Annotated in this window: 17 protein-coding genes and 1 other annotated feature; of the genes, 9 read left to right on the top strand and 8 right to left on the bottom strand. The window is 40.5% G+C overall.

The window, feature by feature from the left end; all coding sequences use genetic code 11:
• Positions 1 to 7: 7 nt before the first annotated feature.
• Entirely contained in the window at positions 8 to 640 is a 633-nt protein-coding gene (locus tag ACOT8F_RS05525) for a GNAT family N-acetyltransferase (RefSeq protein ID WP_421650574.1), read from the bottom strand.
• 309 nt (positions 641 to 949) lie between these two features.
• On the opposite strand from ACOT8F_RS05525, the gene acsA reads away from it, so the two are divergent.
• The 4 genes from acsA (at position 950) to ACOT8F_RS05545 (ending at position 6,853) form a co-directional block, all read left to right on the top strand.
• Positions 950 to 2,668: an acetate--CoA ligase gene (acsA, locus tag ACOT8F_RS05530; RefSeq protein ID WP_421650575.1), complete on the top strand. Its 1,719-nt coding sequence runs from the start codon at positions 950 to 952 to the stop codon at positions 2,666 to 2,668.
• Between the two features lie 616 nt (positions 2,669 to 3,284).
• Positions 3,285 to 4,034, top strand: a complete 750-nt coding sequence (locus ACOT8F_RS05535; RefSeq protein WP_421650576.1) for a DeoR/GlpR family DNA-binding transcription regulator — start codon at positions 3,285 to 3,287, stop codon at positions 4,032 to 4,034.
• Positions 4,035 to 4,038: 4 nt separating this feature from the next.
• Positions 4,039 to 4,953, top strand: coding sequence for a 1-phosphofructokinase (gene pfkB, locus ACOT8F_RS05540; protein WP_421650577.1), 915 nt, complete (start codon positions 4,039 to 4,041; stop codon positions 4,951 to 4,953).
• A gap of 13 nt (positions 4,954 to 4,966) precedes the next feature.
• Positions 4,967 to 6,853 carry a PTS fructose transporter subunit IIABC gene (locus ACOT8F_RS05545; RefSeq protein ID WP_421650578.1) on the top strand — a complete coding sequence of 629 codons (1,887 nt, stop codon included), beginning with the start codon at positions 4,967 to 4,969 and terminating at the stop codon, positions 6,851 to 6,853.
• 88 nt (positions 6,854 to 6,941) lie between these two features.
• Here ACOT8F_RS05545 and ACOT8F_RS05550 read toward each other — a convergent pair whose 3' ends face one another.
• Complete coding sequence (locus ACOT8F_RS05550) at positions 6,942 to 7,817, bottom strand: YihY/virulence factor BrkB family protein (RefSeq protein ID WP_421650579.1); 876 nt, start codon at positions 7,815 to 7,817, stop codon at positions 6,942 to 6,944.
• Positions 7,818 to 8,164: 347 nt separating this feature from the next.
• Between ACOT8F_RS05550 and ACOT8F_RS05555 the strand changes: the two genes are divergently transcribed.
• Positions 8,165 to 8,269, top strand: a complete 105-nt coding sequence (locus tag ACOT8F_RS05555) for a YjcZ family sporulation protein (RefSeq protein ID WP_421650580.1) — start codon at positions 8,165 to 8,167, stop codon at positions 8,267 to 8,269.
• Positions 8,270 to 8,704: 435 nt separating this feature from the next.
• Here the strand turns inward: ACOT8F_RS05555 and ACOT8F_RS05560 are convergent, their stop codons facing one another.
• On the bottom strand, positions 8,705 to 11,488 hold the full coding sequence (locus ACOT8F_RS05560) for a transglycosylase domain-containing protein (protein ID WP_421650581.1): 2,784 nt from the start codon (positions 11,486 to 11,488) through the stop codon (positions 8,705 to 8,707).
• A 129-nt stretch (positions 11,489 to 11,617) separates the two neighbouring features.
• Positions 11,618 to 11,849, top strand: a binding site (T-box leader).
• Positions 11,850 to 11,905: 56 nt separating this feature from the next.
• Here ACOT8F_RS05560 and tyrS point away from each other — a divergent pair.
• On the top strand, positions 11,906 to 13,168 hold the full coding sequence (gene tyrS, locus ACOT8F_RS05565) for a tyrosine--tRNA ligase (protein WP_421650582.1): 1,263 nt from the start codon (positions 11,906 to 11,908) through the stop codon (positions 13,166 to 13,168).
• Positions 13,169 to 13,341: 173 nt separating this feature from the next.
• Here tyrS and ACOT8F_RS05570 read toward each other — a convergent pair whose 3' ends face one another.
• Together ACOT8F_RS05570 and rpsD are read right to left on the bottom strand one after the other, a co-directional pair.
• On the bottom strand, positions 13,342 to 14,085 hold the full coding sequence (locus tag ACOT8F_RS05570) for an SDR family oxidoreductase (RefSeq protein WP_421650583.1): 744 nt from the start codon (positions 14,083 to 14,085) through the stop codon (positions 13,342 to 13,344).
• A gap of 463 nt (positions 14,086 to 14,548) precedes the next feature.
• Positions 14,549 to 15,151 carry a 30S ribosomal protein S4 gene (rpsD, locus tag ACOT8F_RS05575; protein WP_421650584.1) on the bottom strand — a complete coding sequence of 201 codons (603 nt, stop codon included), beginning with the start codon at positions 15,149 to 15,151 and terminating at the stop codon, positions 14,549 to 14,551.
• A gap of 446 nt (positions 15,152 to 15,597) precedes the next feature.
• On the opposite strand from rpsD, the gene ACOT8F_RS05580 reads away from it, so the two are divergent.
• Positions 15,598 to 17,325 (top strand): sensor domain-containing diguanylate cyclase, encoded by a 1,728-nt coding sequence (locus ACOT8F_RS05580; protein ID WP_421650585.1) that lies wholly within the window; start codon positions 15,598 to 15,600, stop codon positions 17,323 to 17,325.
• A 111-nt stretch (positions 17,326 to 17,436) separates the two neighbouring features.
• Here the strand turns inward: ACOT8F_RS05580 and ACOT8F_RS05585 are convergent, their stop codons facing one another.
• Positions 17,437 to 17,916 (bottom strand): GAF domain-containing protein, encoded by a 480-nt coding sequence (locus ACOT8F_RS05585; RefSeq protein ID WP_421650586.1) that lies wholly within the window; start codon positions 17,914 to 17,916, stop codon positions 17,437 to 17,439.
• A 191-nt stretch (positions 17,917 to 18,107) separates the two neighbouring features.
• Here ACOT8F_RS05585 and refZ point away from each other — a divergent pair, with 191 nt between their 5' ends.
• Positions 18,108 to 18,746: a forespore capture DNA-binding protein RefZ gene (gene refZ / locus ACOT8F_RS05590; protein ID WP_421650587.1), complete on the top strand. Its 639-nt coding sequence runs from the start codon at positions 18,108 to 18,110 to the stop codon at positions 18,744 to 18,746.
• On the opposite strand, the gene hisJ is transcribed toward refZ, so the two are convergent.
• Positions 18,732 to 19,541: a histidinol-phosphatase HisJ gene (hisJ, locus tag ACOT8F_RS05595; protein ID WP_421650588.1), complete on the bottom strand. Its 810-nt coding sequence runs from the start codon at positions 19,539 to 19,541 to the stop codon at positions 18,732 to 18,734. The genes refZ and hisJ overlap by 15 nt on opposite strands.
• A gap of 210 nt (positions 19,542 to 19,751) precedes the next feature.
• Between hisJ and ezrA the strand changes: the two genes are divergently transcribed.
• Positions 19,752 to 21,455, top strand: coding sequence for a septation ring formation regulator EzrA (gene ezrA / locus ACOT8F_RS05600; RefSeq protein ID WP_421650589.1), 1,704 nt, complete (start codon positions 19,752 to 19,754; stop codon positions 21,453 to 21,455).
• An 88-nt stretch (positions 21,456 to 21,543) separates the two neighbouring features.
• Here ezrA and brnQ read toward each other — a convergent pair whose 3' ends face one another.
• On the bottom strand, positions 21,544 to 22,899 hold the full coding sequence (gene brnQ / locus ACOT8F_RS05605; protein WP_421650590.1) for a branched-chain amino acid transport system II carrier protein: 1,356 nt from the start codon (positions 22,897 to 22,899) through the stop codon (positions 21,544 to 21,546).
• Between the last annotated feature and the right edge of the window lie 305 nt (positions 22,900 to 23,204).

Raw genomic sequence — 23,204 nt, forward strand, 5'->3', positions numbered from 1 at the left:
GCTTGCGTTAATACATAAATCGATTTTTGAAACGGAGCCTGTCAAATGCTTGAATGGAATCCCGGTTCACTCTGCTGCCGATTTTCGCCATCAGGCAATTGGCTGGATGGGAGCTAATCTCCGGGTCATCAGTTGCAAACCATTCAAGCCCGCCGGCCTTCATCATCTTTTCCATCACTTTGCGGTATTCCCAGACATTCAGACCTGACCCCTTCAGGTCCCAATGCCAGTAATATTCCGTCGTAATGATGATGTAATCATTCATTGCATCATCCATCATGGAAACTTTTAAAAGTGATTTGCCGACCGAGCATCCCCTAAAATCCGCAATCACTTCAATTGCACCAAGCTCAATCAGATTCTCCATGCTGCCTTCTGACCAGCGCTCAAGCGGATCAGGATACAAGTAGGTCACATAACCTACTATCGTATCCTGATGCCGGGCAATGAGAATTCGTCCCTCTTCAAGTGCTGCAATCTCGATAAGCGCTTTTCTTTGCTGCTGTGGAGGACGGAAAGCAACCAGACCATCATGAAATTCGTACTCAGCAAGCTTTTTGGAGGACACAGGGCCTTCGATTATTAAATTGGCGCGCGGAGTTTTCAATTCTATTGCATGATAAGTTTTATGATGTTTCATTCATTCACCGCCTTAATCCTAGTAAAACTTAACTATTATTATACTATAAAGCCTAAAGCGTTTTCATTTAGATTCATAAGTCTCTTCTTTTGGCTCTGTTAAATTTGACTGTTGATTTCCGCTACAGGCGCTCATCTTAAGCGGGGGGTTCCGGGAGCCTCCCCGGCGCTTCTTTTGCCTGAGGGGTCTCCGCTTTAACTAAGCCTTTCTTTTAATACTTGTTTCCGTCATTAATTTTTAAAAATTGAGATAAGTTTGAATCTATACTATAATTAACATGTACATTCTACATAAAGGGGGAACATGAAAATGAAGTTGGAAGCGTTACCTGCTGAAAAAGGAAACCATAATTTAGCTGACTATACAAATGAATATCAGGATTTTAATTGGAAAGAAGCGGAGAACGAATTTTCATGGCCTGAAACAGGCAGGTTAAATGCAGCTTATGAAGCGATTGACAAACATGCAGAATCTTTTCGGAAAAACAAGATTGCCCTTTATTACAGGGATACCGCACGTGAAGAAAAGTATACATTTAAAGAAATGAAAGCTCTTTCGAATAAAGCCGGAAATGTTTTGAAACAGCATGCCGAAGTTGAAAAAGGAGACAGGGTATTTGTTTTTATGCCTAGAACTCCTGAATTGTATTTTGCTGTTTTAGGAGCAATTAAAATTGGAGCGGTTGTTGGTCCTCTATTTGAAGCATTTATGGAAGGCGCTGTAAGTGACAGGCTGGAGGACAGCGGAGCAAAAGTTATTATTACGACTCCTGAGCTTGCAGAACGTGTTCCAGTAGATTCCCTTCCAGATTTAAAGCATGTTATTTTAGTAGGTTCTGATATAAAAGAAGAAGGACCTTATATAGATTTTCACTCAAGAATGAAAGAAGCAAGCAAAGAGCTGGAAATTGAATGGCTCGAAAGAACAGATGGCCTGCTTCTTCATTACACATCTGGTTCAACCGGAAAGCCGAAAGGCGTTTTGCACGTCCACAATGCGATCCTTCAGCAATATCAGACAGCTAAATGGGTACTGGATCTGAAGGAAGACGATGTATATTGGTGCACGGCAGATCCGGGATGGGTCACAGGTACGGTTTACGGTATTTTCGGGCCGTGGCTTCATGGTGTTTCGAATGTAATTGTTGGAGGAAGATTCAGTCCTGAAACGTGGTATCAGACACTCGAAGATTACGGGGTTACCGTTTGGTACAGTGCTCCGACGGCATTCAGAATGCTGATGGGTGCAGGAGATGAACTTGTAAAGAAATATGATCTTAGCGAGCTCCGTCATATATTAAGTGTAGGTGAGCCTCTTAATCCAGAAGTAGTCCGCTGGGGAGTAAAGGTTTTCCATAAAAGGATTCACGATACATGGTGGATGACAGAAACCGGCTCTCAAGTGATTTGTAACTACCCAAGTATGGAAATTAAGCCAGGCTCAATGGGGAAACCAATTCCAGGTGTCAAAGCGGCGATTGTAGATGATCAAGGTAATGAACTGCCGCCTTATCAGATGGGGAACCTAGCCATTAAAAAGGGCTGGCCATCCATGATGCACACGATTTGGAATAATAAAGAAAAATATGAGTCCTATTTTATACCTGGAGACTGGTACGTGTCTGGAGATTCTGCTTATATGGACGAAGACGGGTATTTTTGGTTCCAGGGAAGAATTGATGATGTCATCATGACCTCCGGTGAACGGGTAGGTCCTTTTGAAGTAGAAAGCAAGCTGATCGAGCATCCTGCGGTAGCAGAAGCAGGTGTAATCGGCAAACCTGATCCGGTTCGCGGAGAAGTGATTAAAGCTTTTATTGCGCTTAGGGAAGGATACGCGCCATCAGAAGAATTAACAGAAGAAATCCGCCAATTTGTGAAAAAAGGATTAGCGGCGCACTCTGCACCGAGAGAAATTGAATACAAAGATAAACTTCCGAAAACGCGCAGCGGTAAAATTATGCGACGTGTCCTAAAGGCTTGGGAGCTGGATCTTCCGGAAGGCGATCTCTCTACAATGGAAGATTAATAAAGGCTCTTTTCTTATACTTTGTTGTTTTTCAACTATATTTGAGAACTCAAGACAAATATACAGCTGCGAATTTTAAGAAAAGATACCGTGAAGCCTATCTTTAAGTGTGTTAGAAACACAAACGGACAGAAACAATCTTTGCAAAAAGAGTTTTATTAGAATAAAGAAAAGGCCTGCACTTAAATCCATTTGTGCAGGCCTTTTCTTTTAGATTGAAACAGCAATATTACAGGAAACTAATAATTAAATGTTAAGAGAAGCCAAAGGTTTTTTTACATATACCATCATTTCTTTAACTACAGCCCATTTGGTTTCACTGGCATATACCTTTTTGCCCATGCAAAAAAAACCTCCGAGTGTCTCATTTATAGTTTAGAGAGCATTGTGGTTCTTTCTTTATGGATCTTATCAAACCTCTTTTAAATACTCACCTCTGTTAAGGCTATTTCATACAAGCACCTTCTTAAATGTTAAGTTCTTATAGCTTAATAGATTTGAAGTGAAATGAATTGTTTTGAATGAAAATGATTGTTTTTGGAATTTTATGATTGATTTTTGTAAGGGCTTTCGTTAATATAAGATTACAAGCAATGAAAAGCTAGAGGTGGTCAAAATGCTTACTCCGGAAAGACATTCACGGATCCTTAAATTACTTTCCAAAAAGGAAGTAGTGCCTCTTCAGGAGCTCGTTGATGCAACTGATGCATCAGAATCAACAATCAGACGGGATTTAAGTCAGCTTCAAAAGGAAAAGAAACTGAGGAGGGTTCATGGAGGAGCGGAACTCATTCAGCAAAAAGGCGAAGAGCCAAGTGTTGCTCAAAAATCTTCCAAGTATACAGAAGAAAAAGCCAAAATCGCCAAGTATGCAGCAAGCCTTGTAAAAAGTGATGACCGAATCTTTCTTGACGCAGGAACAACAACGCTGCAGATGATTAAGCACTTATCAGGAAAAAATATCGTTGTCGTGACAAATGGTATTACACATCTTGAGGAGCTTTTAAAATATGAAATTCCTGTTTATTTAACAGGAGGCTATGTGAAGTATAAGACTAGGGCTCTTATTGGAGCAAAGGCAATGGAAAGTTTAAGCGCTTACAGATTTGATAAGTGTTTTATGGGGGTCAATGGCATTCATTTGGACTCCGGGTATACAACCCCAGATCCTGAAGAAGCAGCTATTAAAAAAATAGCCATATCCCTCTCAGAGGAAGCTTATATACTAGCAGATCACACAAAGCTCGAAGAAGTAGCGTTTTCAAAAATTGCAGACCTTCATGAAGCTGCTATATTAACAGAGTGTATTGAAAGCGATTTACTGAAGGAATATAGAGAAAAAACTGACGTAAAGGTTGTGGGATGACACCATGATATATACTTGTACACTCAATCCATCCATTGACTATATTGTAAAAACAAACGATTTCAAAATCGGGGGTCTGAACAGAGCTGAACAGACCCAGTTCTTCCCGGGAGGAAAAGGGATTAACGTTTCACGTGTGTTAAAAAGACTTGATGCACAAAGTATCGCTTTAGGTTTTGCAGGGGGATTTACGGGGGATTTTGTGAAAGATTTTTTGACTGGAGAATCGATTGAGCATGACTTTCTCGAGGTTCAGGATCTAACGAGAATCAATGTGAAATTAAAGGCCTCAGAAGAGACAGAAATTAATGGCCAAGGTCCTGAAATTACAGAGGAAAACCAGTCAGCGCTGCTTCAGAAGATCAATGGGCTGCAATCAGGAGATATGCTTGTGATAGCAGGAAGCATTCCTTCTTCAATGTCCTCTGACTTTTACACAAAAATCACCAGGTTATGTAAAGAAACAGGCATTCATACTGTTATCGATACGTCAGGCCCAGCACTTAGAGAAACATTTTCGGACAGACCTTTCTTAATAAAACCTAATCACCATGAACTGGGCGAACTTTTTGATACAGACATCAAAGATGCCGATGAAGTTGTTTTTTATGCGAAAAAACTTCTTGAAGAAGGCGTTCAAAACGTAATTGTATCTATGGCTGGTGAAGGAGCTATTTTTCTAAACGATGAGTACACCCTGTTTGCAGACGTTCCTAAGGGAAAGGTGAAAAACTCTGTAGGAGCCGGTGATTCGGTTGTGGCTGGTTTTATTGCATCCTATATAAAAGAAAGAGATATAGAAGATGCATTCCGCACTGGAGTAGCCGCAGGAAGCGCCACAGCTTTTTCGGATGATCTATGCACAAAGGAAGAAGTAGAAAAACTAAAACAATTCGTAAGGATTAAAAAAACGGGTTGAGGGGGATTTCGTAATGAGAATTACAGAACTGCTGACACGTAACACAATTGTGTTAAACCTTAAAGCAAATTCAAAAGAATCAGCAATTGATGAACTGGTCAATAAGCTTGATGAGGCCGGTAAATTAGCAGATAAAGCAGAATACAAGAAAGCTATATTGGCTCGCGAAGCGCAGAGTACAACCGGGATCGGGGAAGGAATTGCGATTCCTCACGCCAAAACGGCTGCTGTCAAAGCGCCGGCAATTGCATTTGGCCGTTCATCAGAAGGGATTGACTATGATTCTCTTGATGGTCAGCCAAGCCGCTTATTTTTCATGATTGCAGCAACAGAAGGGGCAAATAATACTCATCTTGAAACACTTTCTAAGTTATCCTCATTGCTGATGGATCCTGAATTTCGAAGGAAACTGGATCTGGCTGCTTCAGAGGATGAAATCATTGAAGCAATCAATGCACAGGAAGCAGCTTCCAATGTACAAGAAGCCCAAGAGGCTGCAATGCCCTCAGGATCATCAACTGGAAGAGTTCTTGCTGTAACAGCATGTCCGACCGGCATTGCCCACACTTATATGGCAGCAGATGCTCTGAAAGCAAAAGCGAAAGATATGGGCGTTGACATCAAAGTTGAAACGAATGGTTCAAGCGGAGTGAAAAATGAACTGACAGCAAGTGAAATTGAAAGCGCTGCAGCGATTATTGTTGCAGCTGATAAAAAGGTTGAAATGGAGCGTTTTAAAGGAAAGCATGTGATTGAAGTAGCTGTAGCGCAGGCAATTCGGAAACCGCAGGAGCTGATCGATAAAGCGCTTAAACAGGATGCGAAAATCTATCAGGGCGGAGGCGGCAGCGACGAAGAAAGCGGGCAGCGTGAAAAAGGACAGCGAACAGGATTTTATAAACATTTGATGAACGGTGTTTCAAACATGCTTCCATTTGTTGTTGGGGGCGGGATCCTGATTGCGATTTCTTTCTTCTGGGGAATTCATTCGGCAGAACAAAACGATCCTACATTCAACGCTTTTGCTAAAGCGCTGAAGGACATTGGCGGCGGGAATGCATTTATGCTCATGATTCCGGTTCTTGCAGGTTTTATTGCGATGAGTATTGCTGACAGGCCTGGATTTGCTCCTGGTATGGTCGGAGGGTTAATTGCTGTTAACGGAAATGCAGGGTTCCTTGGCGGATTAATTGCAGGTTTTCTGGCAGGTTATGTTGCACAGGGTGTAAAAAAAGGATTCAGGCGTTTGCCGCAATCTATTGAAGGCATTAAGCCGGTGCTTTTGTACCCGCTATTTGGAATTTTAATCACAGGCCTTATCATGATGTTTGTAGTCAATCCGCCGGTAGCCTTTATTATGAATAGTTTGACTGACTGGCTGAAGGGTCTTGGTACTGGAAACTTGCTTCTTCTTGGCCTCTTGCTTGGAGGCATGATGGCTGTCGATATGGGCGGACCAATTAACAAAGCGGCTTATACCTTTGGGATTGCTATGATCGGAGCAAGCAACTACGCCCCAATTACAGCTATTATGGCTGGCGGTATGGTTCCTCCAATTGGTATGGCATTAGCTACAACATTCTTTAAAAGAAAGTTTACGAAACAGGAAAGAGAAGCGGGAAAAACAGCTTATGTACTTGGTGCCTCATTTATAACAGAAGGAGCTATCCCATTCGCTGCTGCAGATCCAGGGAGAGTCATTCCTGCATCTGTTATAGGTGCCGCAATTGCAGGGGCGCTTTCAATGGCATTTCACATCTCCCTTCCTGCACCACATGGCGGTGTGTTTGTATTCTGGCTGTTGAAATGGAATGCACTTCTTTATATCTTAGCAATCTTAATTGGAGCAGCAGTTACGGCTCTCATCGTAGGATTTTGGAAAAAAGATGTTAAAGCATAAAAATGAAAAGCACCCAGGCGGGTGCTTTTGTCATTTCTATATCGCAGGATAAATTCACGGTAAAAAATAGGTGCTTTTGCATTAAAAATCACATATGAGTGGGGGACTGATGGTCATTTGGTATGTTGTAATCTTTTTTCTCATCATCTGTGCAAAGCGTTTTTGTGCGCTTACAGTATCGAATGGCATTAATCTCTCCGCCAATCAAAATAACAAAGCCCGTCAAATACAGCCAGGTAAGCAGCACGATAACTCCTCCGAGACTTCCGTAAGTAGCTTGGTAATTGGCAAAACTTGAGACATATAAGGCGAAAGCAAATGAAAGCAGCTGCCATAAAATAGTGCCAACAATTGCCCCTGGATAAATATCCTTGATCGATAGGTTGATATCCGGCGAAAAATAATAAAGTACACCCAGAACAACGGCTATCAGAACAAAGGAAATGGCATATCTGATTAAGGTAAATAAACCGTCAGTCATGGCTGTTTCCGGAAATACCGATTTAATAGAGTTAAGAATAACATCACCGAAAATTGGAAGAACAAGTGTCATTGCAATTCCAATGACGAGAGCAAATGTCAGCAGGATAGCCATCAGCCGGACCTTCCAGAAAGGTCTCTTTTCTTCAACGGTATGCGCAACATTTAAGGATCGAATAACAGCATTTGTGGCGTTTGAAGCTGACCATATTGTGGCAAGAATACCAAAGGACAAGAGGCCGCCATTCGGTTTGCTGAGCAGCGAATTGATCTGTTCTGTCAGCAATTTGCCTGAATCGCCAGGAGCCATTTGTTCTACAAATGTAGCTACGCTATTTGGGGCAATTGAAAAATAAGGAAGCAAGGTTAAAAGAAAAATTAAGAGCGGGAAAAGTGATAATAAAAAATAATAGGCTAGTACTGCTGCCAAATCTCCTAAATCGTGCTTTTGAATACGCTGAATAAGTTCTTTGATGGTTTTCATTCACAACCCTCCAGTAATGAAACTTTGCAGAAGCAGCGGTGAATCTCCAATTCTTAAAGCACTTAAGCCTATATTCACAGTTATTAAGAGTGCTAAAACAACATGGAACAGCACATGGCGCATGCTTCCTATGTATGATACCCATCAAGCTATGCAAGCAAAACCTTTACCTCATTATGATGAACAAGGGGTCCTCAAATTTCCGCTGAATGTTATTGAATCATTCCTTGCGAAAACAGCTTTAGTAAAAGGTTCATAGCAAAAAAAAGAAAAACTGGTCATCTAACAGTTACCTGCTATCCGTATTTCCATACAATATGGTGATAACAATGAGAGGAGGATGGAAAATGGGCGATGGAGGCGGATATGGCAGCGGTTTTGCTCTTGTCGTTGTTCTTTTCATTTTGTTAATCATTATCGGCGCATCTTTTATGGGCGGATATGGTTACTAATAAATGAGATAAATAAACATGAGGAAGCTCTTTCTGACGAAAGGGCTTTTTTTCGTTTTTTTAGACTATTTGAAGGTGGCTGGTTGTATTTTCGGTTATTCCGCTCTTAGAATGTTTTAGGGACTCATATGTTAAACACGCTCTTAAAAAGCAGTCAGCGCTCATAAGATCAAATATCCGCTCTTAAAATGCTGTCAGCGCTCATAAGATCAAATATCGCTCTTAAAATGCTGTCAGCGCTAATAAGAGTTCGTATATCCGCTCATAACCCCTTTTTTTTGCCAAAGAACACCTTTATCCCACTTATAATCGCTATTTTTTCATCTTCAAACACTAAATTCTGGCATTACGTAATAATTCCACCAGCATTCCTCTCCATTCCTAATGAAAACTGAAAGCAAGATCCTTATCCTTACCCTAATAAACCGGCAGAACCTACTGGCCAACCGGCGCTGTACCTATCGCAGCCTGTCCTTGGTTATCTCCTGAAGAGGATTCAGGCGGTGTATACAAGCTCCCTGCTGTGAAGGAGGAAGGCTCCGATTCATTTCCCTCAGCATCAACAGCTGTGACGTAATAGATGGCTCTTGCCGTTCCGACTGAAAGAGAAGGCTGTTCATCTGCAGGAAGACTGCCTATTTTGACAAAATGGCCGCTTCCGTTAGGATCAGAATAAACTCTGTACCCGATAAGGTCTGATTCTTTTCCAGTGCTCCATATTAGGGAGGCACCGCTAAAGCGAATCCCGGTCACAGGAGAAGGAACTTTGCCATCGTCTAAAATGGTTCCGCCTTCTGACACGATAAGCCGGCTCCACTCCGGGTTATTCGGAAAAAGTGTTTCCAGGTCACTGGCAGATTTAATGCCGTACCGCTCTAATAATGATTCTTTTACCATCACTCCTTCTCTTAAAAATTCAGAAGGCAAGTTTGAAGAGGCCGGAAAAGCCTTGCCGTTAACTGTGAAGTAGCGTCCTTTTATCAGACTGTCATCTGGTTTGACAGGAACATGCTGAGAATCGAACAAGTCTGTTTTTTCAAGGCCTGCCTCTCTGCAAAGGTTCGAGGAAAGCTCTCCTGAAATGGAGCAAAATGTACGGGACACAATCCCTTTTGGCATTTTAAAGGATTTTTTCGCTGCACCGATTTCAGGTTCTGCTTTATAGGCAGCGTTCATCAGTTTTGCCCAGATACCAAGGCTTTTCTGACTATATGTTTCCCTGGGAAGGGGTTTCGGTGAATCGTACCCAATCCATGTTCCGAAAGTTACAGCGGGATTTGATGCAACAAACCAGGCATCATCATAATTCTGGGCTGTACCAGTTTTTCCGGCCCAGTCAGATTTTAAGGAAAGTTTATTTAAAAGAGATCTGGCTGTTCCTTCTTTAATCACATCCCTCATCATATCAAGTGTTAAATAAGCGGTTTGAGGGGTGAAAACACGGATTTCCTTTTTTTGATGCTGATAAATTGGTGTTCCGTCGGCACTTTCAATCTTTTCAATCAAGTAAGCATCTTTAAAGCTGCCGCCATTCGCAAAAGTAGTGTATGCGTTAACATTTTCTTCTACTGTAATCCCTGCATGCATCGCTCCAATTGAGAGTGAATCATTTTCTTTATCTTCAGCAGTTAAAGAAGTGATTCCCATTTTCTCAAGAAAAGTGACGGGTTTCGATGCCTTAATTTCTTTATAAGTATTTACGGCTGCCATGTTATAGGATTTTGCTAGTGCTTTTCTTGCACTGACTAGTCCGTGAATAGCTTTGTCATAATTGTTTGGATTATATCCTTTAGTCGGAAAATCAGGAATAACAGTTCCCGGCTGAATAACGCCTTCTTCAATAGCAGGCCCGTAGACGAGAAGAGGTTTCATCGTTGAACCGATTGATCTGAGGGAAGAGGTAGCATGGTTCAGCTGCTCCCGCTCATGATCTCGGCCTCCAACGAAGCTGAGAATTTTTCCTGTTGAATTTTCAATCATCATGGCTCCCACTTCAACTGGTTCCATAACCCTTATTTTCTTGCCTGTGTCCGGGTCCCGTTTCCAAGCCGGAAGGGAACGGCCATAATTATGATAGTCTTTTGCTGCCTGCTGCATGTTTTCAAAGATGTCTTTATGGATCGTTGTATAAATTCTATATCCATTTTGTTTTAGTTGTTTATCTGCGAGAGCTTTGTATTCTGCCAGCTGCTCCTTATGTTTATATAAATCTGAAAGGCTGTAGCCGCTTTCTTTTGCAATGTTTTCTAACAGAATCATTTTAGCGCGCTTTTCAATTTCAGAAGTAAGCCAAGGGTATTTTTCTGAAGCTGTTTCTCTTTTTTTCAGCAGGTGGCTTTTTACATCAAAAGCAAGACTTTTATTGAGCTCTTGTTCTGTAATGAAGCCTTGCTGGTACATTCTTCTAAGTACAGTTTTCATGCGGCTGATACCAGGGGATAGATCCTGTTTAATTTCTCCTTTATTCGTAAAAGGAGTGTATCCGAAAGGGCTTTGAGGCAGCCCTGCAATGAAGGCGGCTTCAGGCAGAGACAGGTTTTTCGCATTCATTCCGAATATACCCTGGGCTGCTGTTTGAACACCGGCTATATTTCTCCCCGAACGATCTCTGCCCATGTCAGCAATATTTAAGTAAGCTTCCAGAATTTCTTTTTTATCGAAAAACTTTTCCAGTCGTAAGGCGAGAAGAAGTTCTTTTGCTTTTCGATCGAAGGAAACCTCGTTAGTGAGAATCTGATTTTTGATCAGCTGCTGAGTTAAAGTGCTTCCGCCGCTTTTTACAGGAGAATTGGTAACCTCCTGAAAAATAGCGCGCATGACTGCTTTCGGCACAATACCGTTATGCTGATAGAAATATTGGTCCTCTGTTGCTATAACGGCATTTATTAAAACGGGAGAAATGTGATAGAGCTTCACTTCTTTCCGTTCAAGATCACTATTCAGTTTTCCCATGTAGGATGTATCATCAAAAAAGATTTCTGATGTTTCTTCATAATTGTAAATGTCTTTTTTCATTTCAGCATAGCCCCTTATGCGCTCATTCTTAACCAAAGAGGCAAAATAGCCAGCTCCCATTCCTCCAGCAAAGGAGAAGCCAACAAGAGCCATAACGACAAAAATAAGGAAAACGTTCCAAATAACCCCGTATGAAATGCGAAGGATCTTCTGTGTATTTTCCTTTGGTATGACCTTATTCATCCATTTATCCCATAGCCCCATAGCATCCATCTCCCTAGAAAAACTAATTATTATAGCATAAATCGACTGAATATTTACTTGTTTTCAAAAATTCATTCTTTTGCTAATTTGACAAAAGAAAATATATATGATAAAAATTCAATATCTGAATATACAGCGTTGAATGGAACAAGTAGCGGCATTTCCCTGTTTTAGAGAGCTGATGGATGGTGCAAATCAGTACAAAAATGACCCGCGAATTACACCCAGGAGCTTCTTTTGCAAAGGTTTTAGACCCTAGTGAAAGACGGTAGAACCGTTAACACATTAAGCGAAGAATAGTGAGCCTTGATGGGCTTTTATTCTTTAGTAGGGTGGTACCGCGAATATTTTCGTCCCTTCATTTTATATGAAGGGGCGTTTTTATTTTTAATCAAAACGTGAGGGAGTATGAAAAAAATGAATAATTTATTGCATGACTTGCAGTTCAGGGGACTTGTAAATCAAATTACGGATGAAGAAGGGCTTATCAATCTTTTAAATAAAGAAAGCATTAAATTGTATGGAGGGTTCGATCCCACGGCAGACAGCCTTCATATCGGGCATATGCTTCCTATTTTAACGCTGAAACGATTCCAGGAAGCTGGCCATTCTCCAATTGCTTTAGTTGGAGGAGGGACGGGACTGATCGGTGACCCGAGCGGAAAAAAAGCTGAGAGAACGTTGAACACTGAAGATATTGTTGTGGAATGGTCTAATCGCATTAAAAGCCAGCTATCCCGTTTTCTTGACTTTGAAGCAAAAGAAAATCCCGCTATTGTTGCGAACAATTATGATTGGATCGGACCTTTGGATGTAATCGGCTTTTTAAGGGATGTTGGTAAAAACTTCGGCATAAATTATATGCTGGCTAAAGACTCTGTTCAGTCAAGAATAGAATCGGGCATCTCCTTTACGGAATTCAGCTACATGATTCTTCAGTCTTATGATTTTCTGAAGCTGTACCAAACTGAAAACTGCAAACTCCAAATTGGAGGAAGCGACCAATGGGGGAACATCACTGCTGGCCTGGAGCTGATCCGGAAAACGGAAGAGGAGGCCAAAGCATTTGGATTAACGATTCCTCTAGTGACAAAAGCTGATGGTACAAAGTTTGGTAAAACGGAAGGCGGAGCTGTTTGGCTTGATAAAGAAAAAACCTCTCCATATGAGTTTTACCAATTCTGGATTAATACCGATGACAGAGATGTTGTGAAATACCTGAAATTCTTTACATTCCTTTCCCATGAAGAGATCAATCAGCTTGAGAAGGAAGTTCAGGAAGCGCCGGAAAAACGCACAGCGCATAAGATGCTTGCTGAAGAAGTGACCCGGATGGTTCATGGTGAAGAGGCATTGCAGCAGGCAATTAAAATTTCAGCGGCATTATTTAGCGGAGATTTAAAAAAATTGACTGGTTCTGAGATTAAGCAAGGGTTTAAAGATGTTCCTACTATTGAACTTTCTTCAGATGATAAAAACCTGGTTGATTTGCTCGTTGAAGCAAAAATCTCTCCATCCAAGCGCCAGGCTCGTGAAGATATAACAAATGGTGCAATCTACGTGAATGGGGAAAGAAGACAGGAAACGGACACGATGATAACAGCAGAGGACAGGATTGATGGAGAATTCACCATCATCAGACGCGGAAAGAAAAAATACACGATGATTCAATACAGCTAATGAGGAAGAGGGACTGCAATTTATGCAGTCCCTCTTTTATAAAGGCTCTTTTCTTGGCTCTATAATATTTGTTGGGGTTGAGAAACAATTTCAACATAAAACACGCAGCCACCAATATCTTAATAAATGATTTCAGAAAAGCACCTAAAAAATTTAGTAACTTTCGCAAGAAGTTATTCAATTATGTTTTTCGCTGCTTGGTACATTTTCTCTACGTGTTCGTCGACTTCATCCCGTGACATGCGTAAGCGATTCACAGAACTACCATATCCGATTTCCATTTTACCCTCTTCTAATCCTTTGAAAATGCCATCTGCGAAAGCATCTAATGGTTCTCCAGTCATATGCAATCCTGCTGCTCCGCCTAAATCTGTATTCACAGCCGGAGGAGCAACTTCAATGACTTCTACAGACGTATCAGAAAGTTGGTGTCTGAGACTCATTGTAAAGGAATGAAGCGCTGCTTTCGTTGCTGAATATATAGGAGCAATCACAAATGGAGTAAAAGCTAACCCAGATGTCACGTTAATAATAGTTGCCTCTTCTTTTGCCGCAAAAAATGGAGCGAATAACATAGATAGCTGCAACGGTGCTTCTAGATTGGTTGTGATTTCTTTACTGAAATAACTCCAATCCCAATCGTTCTTCGAGTCCGCTTTTAACACGTTAAAACGTTGCTGGATCCCTGCATTGTTAATTAACACATTCACATCCGGATAGTTGGATGTTACCCAATCAAACAATGCTACACGCTCTGATTCAATAGCCAAATCACTTACACGAGTAATCAGTCTCGGGAATTTTTCTTTCGCGTTTTGGAGTACCTTTTCACGTCGTCCACACACAATGACTTTATTTCCAGCCTTTATAAAGCGTTCCGCGAAAGCCAATCCTATTCCAGCACTTCCGAACTTCATTTGGAGACCTCCAAATTTAATTGTCGACAGGACTATCATACGACTTAAACTGCGGTTTAAGTCAACAAAAAAATCCAAAAAAATTTTTTCAAAAGAAACTTTTCTTAGAATACATAACAAATATTGTGAAAAGGTGTACTTAAAGTAAACCAAATTCTTAGGAGAGTTTATAGATAAAGATTGATTGGAACTGGAAAGAAGCTGACGAATTAGAGTTATTGAGAAAATGGAATGATGCAAAAAACTAGATGTTTTCTCAATGGCAAAAGGACCAACAAGACCTAAAAAAAGGTAAAAATTCGTTATTGTAATAACGGAGTGCTTTAACAAAATAAAATATGCATGTTTTTATGCATTACTTGCGTATTGTTCTATATTGCGGAAATAAAATAAAAAACCCTAGAGCCATTGAAATATCAAGGTTTCTAGGGTTTTTACAATTGCTATTTAATAAGCAAATTAATTAACGTGAGTAGAACTCTACGATAAGAGATTCGTTGATTTCAGCTGGCAATTCAGAACGCTCAGGAAGACGAGTGTAAGTTCCTTCAAGTTTATCAGCATCGAAAGTAAGGTATTCAGGTACGAAGTTGCTTACTTCTACAGCTTCCTTAACGATGTCAAGGTTGCGTGATTTTTCACGAAGTGAAATTGTTTGACCAGTTTTTACTTGGAAAGATGGGATATCTACGCGCTGTCCATCAACAAGAATGTGGCCGTGGTTTACCAATTGGCGAGCTTGGCGGCGTGTACGTGCCAAACCTAAACGATAAACAACGTTGTCAAGGCGAGACTCAAGAAGAGCCATGAAGATTTCACCAAGGATGCCAGGCATTTTGCCTGCTTTAACGAATGTATTACGGAATTGACGTTCGTTCATTCCGTACATGTGACGAAGTTTTTGTTTTTCTTGCAATTGTAAACCATATTCGGAAAGTTTTTTACGCTGTCCTGGACCATGTTGTCCTGGAGCGTAAGGGCGTTTTTCCAATTCTTTACCTGTTCCAGTAAGCGAGATTCCCAAACGACGGGATAATTTCCAGCTTGGACCTGTATAACGAGCCATGAATGACTCCTCCTCTTTGTTTTTATTTGGCATAAAATAAAAACAGAACTGACCCTTGCAAGCACGGTCATTTTGTTTTCATGCATCATCGCTCCAGCAGCTGGGAGTTACGCGATGCACCTCATACAGTGAAGTACGGGAACAAAATGATTCCATTGCTGCAGACTCAATAGGCTGCGCTATTTTACACAAATTCCATTATATGATTATAAGAATTGAAAGTCAAGGGAAGTTTTTATTTCATATGCATGCTGAATCTATTTACAAGCAAGCAATTATGCTATAATAACGTTATGAGCATATCTTCATATTTTTGCATTTAACTAACTGTGGGTGAGATCATTAAAATGGAAGACATAAAATACATACTTCCCAGAATAAATAGTTTGTTTTTTGAGTGTTTAACCCGTGGAAGCGAAAATACTTTATATAAAGCTGCCAGCCGAATGATTGAAATATTGAAGAAAGAATTGAACGCACCGGAAGTCTCGCTTTTTATTTGGAAATCTGATAACGTTTTCCTCCCCTATTTTACTGCAAATTCTTCACACTTTAACCCATTGGATCTTTCAGAAAATGAAATCTCTGAACTGCTCATGTGTCCTGTAAGCCTTAAGGAAGACGGCTCGCTTGCTGCTCTTTTAGACGAGGAAGCAGCTCCTATTGCGATCCTTCGGATCACAGGACTTGCCGGTTTATCTGAGTCCTTTTTTGCCAAACTGGCAGAGTCTTGTTCACGCTTTTTAAATCACTATAAAAAAACGGAAAAACTGATTGTTAACGAGCGGAAATTTGAGCAATTATATAAGCTTACTGAAAAGTTTCATTCTACAATGAACAAAGATGAAGTGCTTGGTGAATTAATGTCAACTCTTCAAAAAATGTACGAAAACTCTCTTTTTTATTTGTTTCTTTCACACGATAACCATAAGGGAAACCTGCCTGTAAAGGATCTTTACTTCGATGAAAATGGCACGAATGATACAGCGATGGAAGCTTATTTAACAGGTATGGTAAAAGAAGTGAAAAGTAAAGAGTATGAACAGTCCATTTATTATATTCCTTTAAAAGGACAGCAGGGAATATACGGAGTACTGGAAGTATTGGGGAACTCATCCAATTTCATGGAGCAGAGCGAAGTGAAATTTTTAACGATGCTTGCAAGTGCTGCTGGTAACGCAATGGAAAATGCTCAGCTTTATGAACAATCAAAAAAATTGGTTGAAGATCTCCAGCTGATCAATGAGACAACACATCAGCTTAATAAGAATCTCCGTTTGACAGATACGATGGAGTACATGTCAGAAAGGATTATCAAATCCTTTTCTGCACAGGAAGTGGGTTTCTTCTATTGTGAGACAGCCGGAGCAGTACAGCCTCTTCCCGGAAGCACCTCGTTTTTTAACAAGGAAGAATCGTTTGTTTATCTTGATTTTGTAAAGACCCGCATTGAACAGGAAAAAGACGGTGTGTTCATCGGTTCATTAAGTGCTTATTTGCAGAAAACAGAGTACGAATGTCTAATGGGAGTTCCAATGATGGAAACAGATGGAGTAAGAGGGTACGCCATCATTTTACATAATACCCCATACCATTTTACCTTTGAGATGTTTAAATTACTGCAGTCGCTTATTCATCACTCTAGTCTTGCAATGGCAAATTCACTGCTTCGAGAAGAACTGGAAATGCTTGTTAAAACAGACCATCTGACAAAGCTTTATTCCAGAAAATTTTTAAATGAATGCATTCAGCGTTCGATGCAGATGGACACACAGGGCACGTTTATCTTAATCGATATCGATAATTTTAAGCAGGTTAATGACACCTTCGGCCACCAGGTGGGCGACGAAGTAATCATTCAGGTAGCAAACCTGATGAAATTAAATATACGGGAACAGGATGTAGGCTGCAGATGGGGCGGAGAAGAGCTCGCCATCTATTTGCCAAAGGTTGATCTTGAATCAGGTGTTTCGATTGCAGAGCGGCTTGTCAGTAAGGTCGCACAATCAACGGTTCCTCCCATCACCATTTCCTGCGGAGTAGCCCACTGGACAGCTGAAACAGATGATTCGGAGAAAAGATTATTCAGAAGGGCAGACAGGGCTCTATACAGTGCAAAAAGCCTCGGCAAAAACAGAGTGATTTTTCAAGATAAGGCAAGAATAGCAGAATGAGATTAACCCCCATTTCCATTGATGGGGGTTTTTTGCAAGTTTTAAACAATCAATATAAAAATAAAAAAGCCAAATCAATAGTTGATTTGGCCTGATCCATTATGAAAGATTTTACAAAAACGAAACTAGCGCCTCTGTGAAAAGCTCAAGATATTTTTCATCGATTTCATCAAATCTGTTTTTGGATGGGCTGTCGATATCAAGCACTCCCAATAGCTCTCCTTTTTTTACTAAAGGGATCACGATTTCAGAATTTGAAGCTGCATCACAGGCGATGTGCCCAGGAAAAGCATGAACATCTGCTATGCGCTGGGTTGTCAGTGTTTCGGCTGCTGTCCCGCAAACACCTTTGCCTATTTTAATTCTTACACAAGCTGGCAGACCTTGGAAGGGCCCAAGAACAAGCTGATCTTCATTAGCAAGATAAAATCCGACCCAATTGATATCATCAAGAAATTGGTTAAGCAATGCGGATGCATTGGAGAGGTTTGCGATAGTATCACTTTCCCCTTCAAGCAAAGCTTTTAACTGCTTAATCACAAGATCATAATTTTTTTCTTTATTTTCATTATAGGTTTCGACATGAAACATTTGCTTTCCCCACCTTTTGTTTAAAATCTGCAAAAAAACAGTCTCGGCTTCAAACTTTGTCGATAAGTAATTAAAGGTACGGCATCCCGGTTCATTGAATGATAGGAGTAGGCTAACTTTCTGCCCATTTATAAAATAACAATGTATTTCAATTGATTTTGCTCGGCAGAATGATAAAAAGGGGTGATCTCATGCTGCAAACCGCTTCTCTAAATGCGAAAGAACGAATTATTGAAGCAGCCGTTTCCCTGTTTAATACGAAAGGATTTGCCGGTACTTCCGTTAGATCCATTGCTCAAAAAGCAAATGTAAATGTTGCTCACATTTCCTATTACTTTAATGGAAAGAGCGGTCTTTTGGAATATTTAGTTGCCTGGTTTTATGAAGGATACTTAAAAGTAATGGAAAGAACATGCCTTTCCCAAGACGGCCTGAACGCCAGACAATCTCTTTCTAGGCTGATTCTGGATATTTTAAACTATCAGCAGGAGCAGCGTCAACTTGCAAGGTTTGTATATCGCGAAGTAACCCTTGATTCTGTTTTAATACGCGAGGTTATGACAACCTATCTGACAAAAGAGAAATTTTATTTGTCTTCTCTTTTAGAGGAAGGAATGAAAAAAGGAAGCTTCCGGAAAATTCCCGTCGCCCATTTCATCATTCAGTTGAAAAGCCTATTAACGATGCCTTATCTTCATCCTCAATATATGACAGAGGTTCTTTACCTCCAGCCCCATGAATCCTACTTTGTTAAACAGTATTATCATGAAATGGAAATCTGGCTTGATTTCATGCTGAAAGAAAATGGACCCGCATTATCGTATGTTTAATAACCTTTGATAGACATCATAAGCTGCACCTACTTCTTTTGCAGTGTGCGCATCTGAACCATATACAAGCGAAATGCCTAATGATAAGGCCATTTCTGCAAACGGGAGGGGCGGATAAGTCTCTCCGCAGTTTGGCTTTCGAAGTCCTGCTGTATTAAAATCAATCTGATATTCCTGTGCTTTTAAAAGTGCAAACAGTTTAATTAAAGCAGCTTGCTCATCAAAGGCCGATGGATGCACTTTTTGAAATTTCCTTGCAAGGGTAATGTGCCCGATACGCTTTGGTTTATATGGCCCAAGATCCGCAGCAACTGACTTTTCCAGCGTCCTGTAATATAGTTCATACACATTCTCAGCAGATCCGCATCTCTTTATTAGCTCTCCGAAAACCTCTTCACTGTAATCCATGCACCAGTAATCATTTTCGGTTTTTAAAAAATGAACGGATAAAAGGGTATCATCAATATATGGCCCTGCTGCTTCAAGAACTTTTTTCGTTCCCTCTTCAAATCCCTCAATATAATCCACTTCAAGTCCTGCCAAAATGCTGATATGTTTTGAATAGGCCTCTTTAACTGTGTTTATGGCTTGAAAGTAGTCCGCAAGTTCGGAGGCTTTCATACTGCTGTCTTCTTCAGGGGCCGGGTCCTTAAAACCAGAAGGCAGCGGCGCATGTTCAGTAAATGTTATTTCAGTAAACCCATTTTGAATGGCTTTTTCAGTATATTCATGCAAAAAATCCTTTGAACCGTGAGGGCAAAAAGGACTATGTATATGCCCATCTTTTTTTTTCAAGGCGTTTCCCTCCCAAAAGACGAAATTTGACGACGAAAAGTGCAAAAAAATTTAAAATATTGGTCAAAAAATGTCGTTAACATGGTATCATAAAAACATTGAAATAACCATTTCTTATGCATGTTTATATACATAGTTAAAGAGATAGAACATTATTGCACGCAAATCTCCTAAAAAGGGGATTTTTCCTATACAGCAAGGGGGCTCATTATGGAAGTTGTTATCGGCGTGTTGCTGGTTCTTCTCCTTTTATTTGGTATTGGCTACTTCATCAGAAAAAACGTCTATCGTGAAGTAGACAGACTGGAAGCGAGAAAAATCGAGATCATGAATCGGTCTCTTGTAGATGAAATGTCAAAAGTAAAAAATTTGAAAATGACCGGTCAGGCTGAGGAATTGTTTGAGCGGTGGCGGAATGAATGGGATGAAATTATTACTACCCAGCTGCCGGAAGTGGAAGAATTGCTGTTCGACGCAGAGGACCATGCTGATAAATACCGTTTTAAAAAATCCAGGCAGGTTCTTGAGCATATAGAAAATATGCTGGATGCAGCAGACCAAAACATTGAACAAATTATTGAAGAAATTTATGAACTCGTATCCAGCGAAGAAAAGAATACGACAGAGATTGACGACTTAAGGGAACAGTTTAAAAAAGCTAAGAAAACACTCCTAGCCTACAGCCATACATTTGGCAAGGCCCATCCTGCTCTTGAAGCTGAGCTGCTTGCAATCTATGAAGGAATGAAAGAGTTTGATGCTGAAACGGACTCAGGGAACTATTTGGCAGCCAGAGAAATTTTAATGAAAAATTCTGAGGAATTAACTATTCTTCAAATGAAAATCAATCAAATACCTTCTCTTTTATCAGAGTGCGTGACAAGCATACCCCTTCAGCTTGCCGAGCTTCTGGAGGGCTACAAAGAAATGGAAGAACAGGGATATTTCCTGGGCCATATTCATGCAGAAGCGGAAGCCGAAAAGATAGCTGTTAAATTGGAAGAATACAAAGAAAGAATTGAACAAACCGATATTGAAGGCATACAAGAAGCGCTTCACGATATCAATGAATCGATCGAAACGATGTATGATCTCTTGGAAAAAGAAGTGAGAGCTCATCATTACATACAAACGGAATCAGCAAAAGCTGAAGCAGAATTGTTTGAGCTTGATAGGCAGAAGCTTCAAACAAGTGAAGAAACGGATCTTGTAAAGCAAAGCTACCATTTAACAGAACAGGATTTTGAGAAGCAGCGGCACATTACAAAGCAGCTGAGCATGCTCCGCAAACGATATGACCATGTGAAAATGAATCTTACAAAGGACCAAATTGCTTACAGCATCCTTAAGGAAGAATTAACGGAGCTTGAAAAGCAGATTCTTATTGTTAAAAAAGAACATGAAGCCTACCGTGAAATGCTTCTCGCCCTGAGAAAAGAAGAATTGCAGGCAAGACAGCAGCTTTCAGAACTGAAGGTCATGCTGACAGAAGCTATTAGAATGATTCAAAAAAGCAATGTACCAGGGCTGCCGGAAGCTTATAAGCATCTTTTAGAAGAAGCCAATGTTTCCGTTAAAAAGGTTGCAGTAAAATTAGAAGAAATCCCTCTCGATATGGTCGCTGTCAATATTCTTCTTGAAGATTCTGCAGACATAGTGAAGAAGCTTTCACTGCAGACAGCAGATATTGTAGAGCATGTCTTTTTTATTGAGAAAATTATTCAGTACGGCAACAGATACAGAAGCAAGAATTCAGGACTTGCTGTTCAGCTCAAAGAAGCAGAAGATCTTTTCAGAAATTTTCAGTATGATGCTTCGCTTGAAAAAGCAGCAGCTGCTATTGAGTCCATTGAACCCGGTGTGATGAAAAGGCTGGAGAACAGCATAGAAGAAGATTTAGAGAAAATTAAATAGGCCCCACAATCTTTGCGAAAACAGCCATTAAATAAAAAGAAAAAGCATCCGGTTCCGGATGCTTTTTCTCTTAGCAGTTTTTCTAAATCTATTCCCTGGCTTCCTTTAACTTAGATGCAGCGGTTCCCTTTTTGCGGAATATGGAAACAGAGTAGCCGATTATGGCCCCTGCAGCTGCCGGGAGAACCCAGCCGATTCCCATTTCGTAAAGAGGGAGATGCAGAGATAAAAAGGAATCCAATGAAGGAAGCGTCAATTTTGCCGCTTTAAATCCATCAATAATGCTGACGATGCCAGTAAGAAGAAAACTCCCTGCATACACCTCTGGTCTCCTGTCAAAGAGAGAATCAATAAAGGTTAAGATAATGAGCACGATGGCCAGAGGATAGATAGCTGTCAGGATTGGAACCGAAAAATTGATCAGCTGAGTTAAGCCGAAGTTGCTGATAGCTATTGAAAACAAAGTAATGATTCCAATGACCATTTTGTAAGGCATGTTCGGCAAAAGTTTAGAAAAATATTGTCCGCACGATGAAAGGAGCCCAACACTTGTGGTCAGGCATGCAAAGATAATTGCAAGACTTAGTACCAAGCTGCCGAATGGCCCAAACAGATAGTCTGTTGCCGCAGACAGAAGGGCGCCTCCGTTTGAAAACGTTCCAATTGCATCTGTACTTGAAGCACCAAGAAACGCAAGGCCAATGTATACGAGCGCAAGTCCTGCCGCGGCAATAAGTCCTGCCTGTATGCATACTTTAGCCACCGTTTGCTCATCTTTTATTCCTTGGTCTTTAACGGCATTTACTACGACAATTCCAAATACTAGTGCAGCAAGTGTGTCCATTGTTAAATATCCATCAAGAAATCCTTTAAAGAAAGGCCCTGAAGAATAAGCTTTGGAAGCCGCATGAAATGAGCCCATTGGTGTAATAAAGGCTTTTGCGATCAGGATGGCAAGTACAAGGATCAGTGCAGGGGTCAGCACCTTCCCGATCCTGTCAACAAGCTTGCCGGGATTTAAAGAAAGCCAGTAAGTAATCCCGAAAAAAAGAATGGTGTAAAAAAATAAGGAAAAACCATTATCTGCAATGCTTTTTGGCAAAAATGGCATTATTCCTATTTCAAATGATACGGTGCCTGTTCGAGGAATTCCAAATAATGGTCCAATCGCCAAGTAAAGCACAGCAGTAAAAATAATACCGAATAGAGGATGTAAACGGCTTGCCAGTGTTTCCAGGTTGCTTCCTGAAAACCCTATGGCAACGACGCCCAAAAGCGGCAAACCAACTCCTGTAATTAGAAACCCTGCAATTGCAATCCACACGTTTCCGCCTGCAGCCTGTCCTAATGCAGGGGGGAATATGAGATTTCCTGCTCCTAAAAAGAGCGCAAACAGCATAAGTCCAACTACAAATGTTTTTTTAGCCGATAATCCTTTTCTCATAAGTAATCCTCCTATAATTCTGTCGAATCCGTCTAACATAGTAACATACAAAGTGCAGGAATTGTCGAACACTTCAAATATTTCAATGTTTATTATATTCCGATAAATAAAATACTTCAAAATATGTACCTTATATTTTCATTTTCTCATTAGTGTGTTATTATATTTTGTCATTAAAAATTGTTTTATAAGGACTTTCTTTTCTTAAACTTTGTTGTTCATGACCCTAAATTACGGTTAACAAACCATCGGCAAGGCAATATTCCTTAAGAAAAGATGCCCTAAAGCTTGGCTGAATGCGTGAT

The organism is Chryseobacillus diguaensis (assembly GCF_049220665.1).
Taxonomy (GTDB): Bacteria; Bacillota; Bacilli; order Bacillales; family Bacillaceae; genus Metabacillus_B.

What these genes read in the sequence shown, in the direction of transcription:
- ACOT8F_RS05545 (WP_421650578.1), top strand. Translation starts at nt 4,967, where the DNA reads ATGAGAATTACAGAACTGCTGACACGTAACACAATTGTGTTAAACCTT.
- ACOT8F_RS05535 (WP_421650576.1), top strand. Translation starts at nt 3,285, where the DNA reads ATGCTTACTCCGGAAAGACATTCACGGATCCTTAAATTACTTTCCAAA.
- pfkB (WP_421650577.1), top strand. Translation starts at nt 4,039, where the DNA reads ATGATATATACTTGTACACTCAATCCATCCATTGACTATATTGTAAAA.
- tyrS (WP_421650582.1), top strand. Translation starts at nt 11,906, where the DNA reads ATGAATAATTTATTGCATGACTTGCAGTTCAGGGGACTTGTAAATCAA.
- rpsD (WP_421650584.1), bottom strand. Translation starts at nt 15,151, where the DNA reads ATGGCTCGTTATACAGGTCCAAGCTGGAAATTATCCCGTCGTTTGGGA.
- ACOT8F_RS05560 (WP_421650581.1), bottom strand. Translation starts at nt 11,488, where the DNA reads ATGGGGCTATGGGATAAATGGATGAATAAGGTCATACCAAAGGAAAAT.
- brnQ (WP_421650590.1), bottom strand. Translation starts at nt 22,899, where the DNA reads ATGAGAAAAGGATTATCGGCTAAAAAAACATTTGTAGTTGGACTTATG.
- ACOT8F_RS05570 (WP_421650583.1), bottom strand. Translation starts at nt 14,085, where the DNA reads ATGAAGTTCGGAAGTGCTGGAATAGGATTGGCTTTCGCGGAACGCTTT.
- ACOT8F_RS05550 (WP_421650579.1), bottom strand. Translation starts at nt 7,817, where the DNA reads ATGAAAACCATCAAAGAACTTATTCAGCGTATTCAAAAGCACGATTTA.
- ezrA (WP_421650589.1), top strand. Translation starts at nt 19,752, where the DNA reads ATGGAAGTTGTTATCGGCGTGTTGCTGGTTCTTCTCCTTTTATTTGGT.
- ACOT8F_RS05555 (WP_421650580.1), top strand. Translation starts at nt 8,165, where the DNA reads ATGGGCGATGGAGGCGGATATGGCAGCGGTTTTGCTCTTGTCGTTGTT.
- acsA (WP_421650575.1), top strand. Translation starts at nt 950, where the DNA reads ATGAAGTTGGAAGCGTTACCTGCTGAAAAAGGAAACCATAATTTAGCT.
- ACOT8F_RS05585 (WP_421650586.1), bottom strand. Translation starts at nt 17,916, where the DNA reads ATGTTTCATGTCGAAACCTATAATGAAAATAAAGAAAAAAATTATGAT.
- ACOT8F_RS05580 (WP_421650585.1), top strand. Translation starts at nt 15,598, where the DNA reads ATGATTGAAATATTGAAGAAAGAATTGAACGCACCGGAAGTCTCGCTT.
- ACOT8F_RS05525 (WP_421650574.1), bottom strand. Translation starts at nt 640, where the DNA reads ATGAAACATCATAAAACTTATCATGCAATAGAATTGAAAACTCCGCGC.
- refZ (WP_421650587.1), top strand. Translation starts at nt 18,108, where the DNA reads ATGCTGCAAACCGCTTCTCTAAATGCGAAAGAACGAATTATTGAAGCA.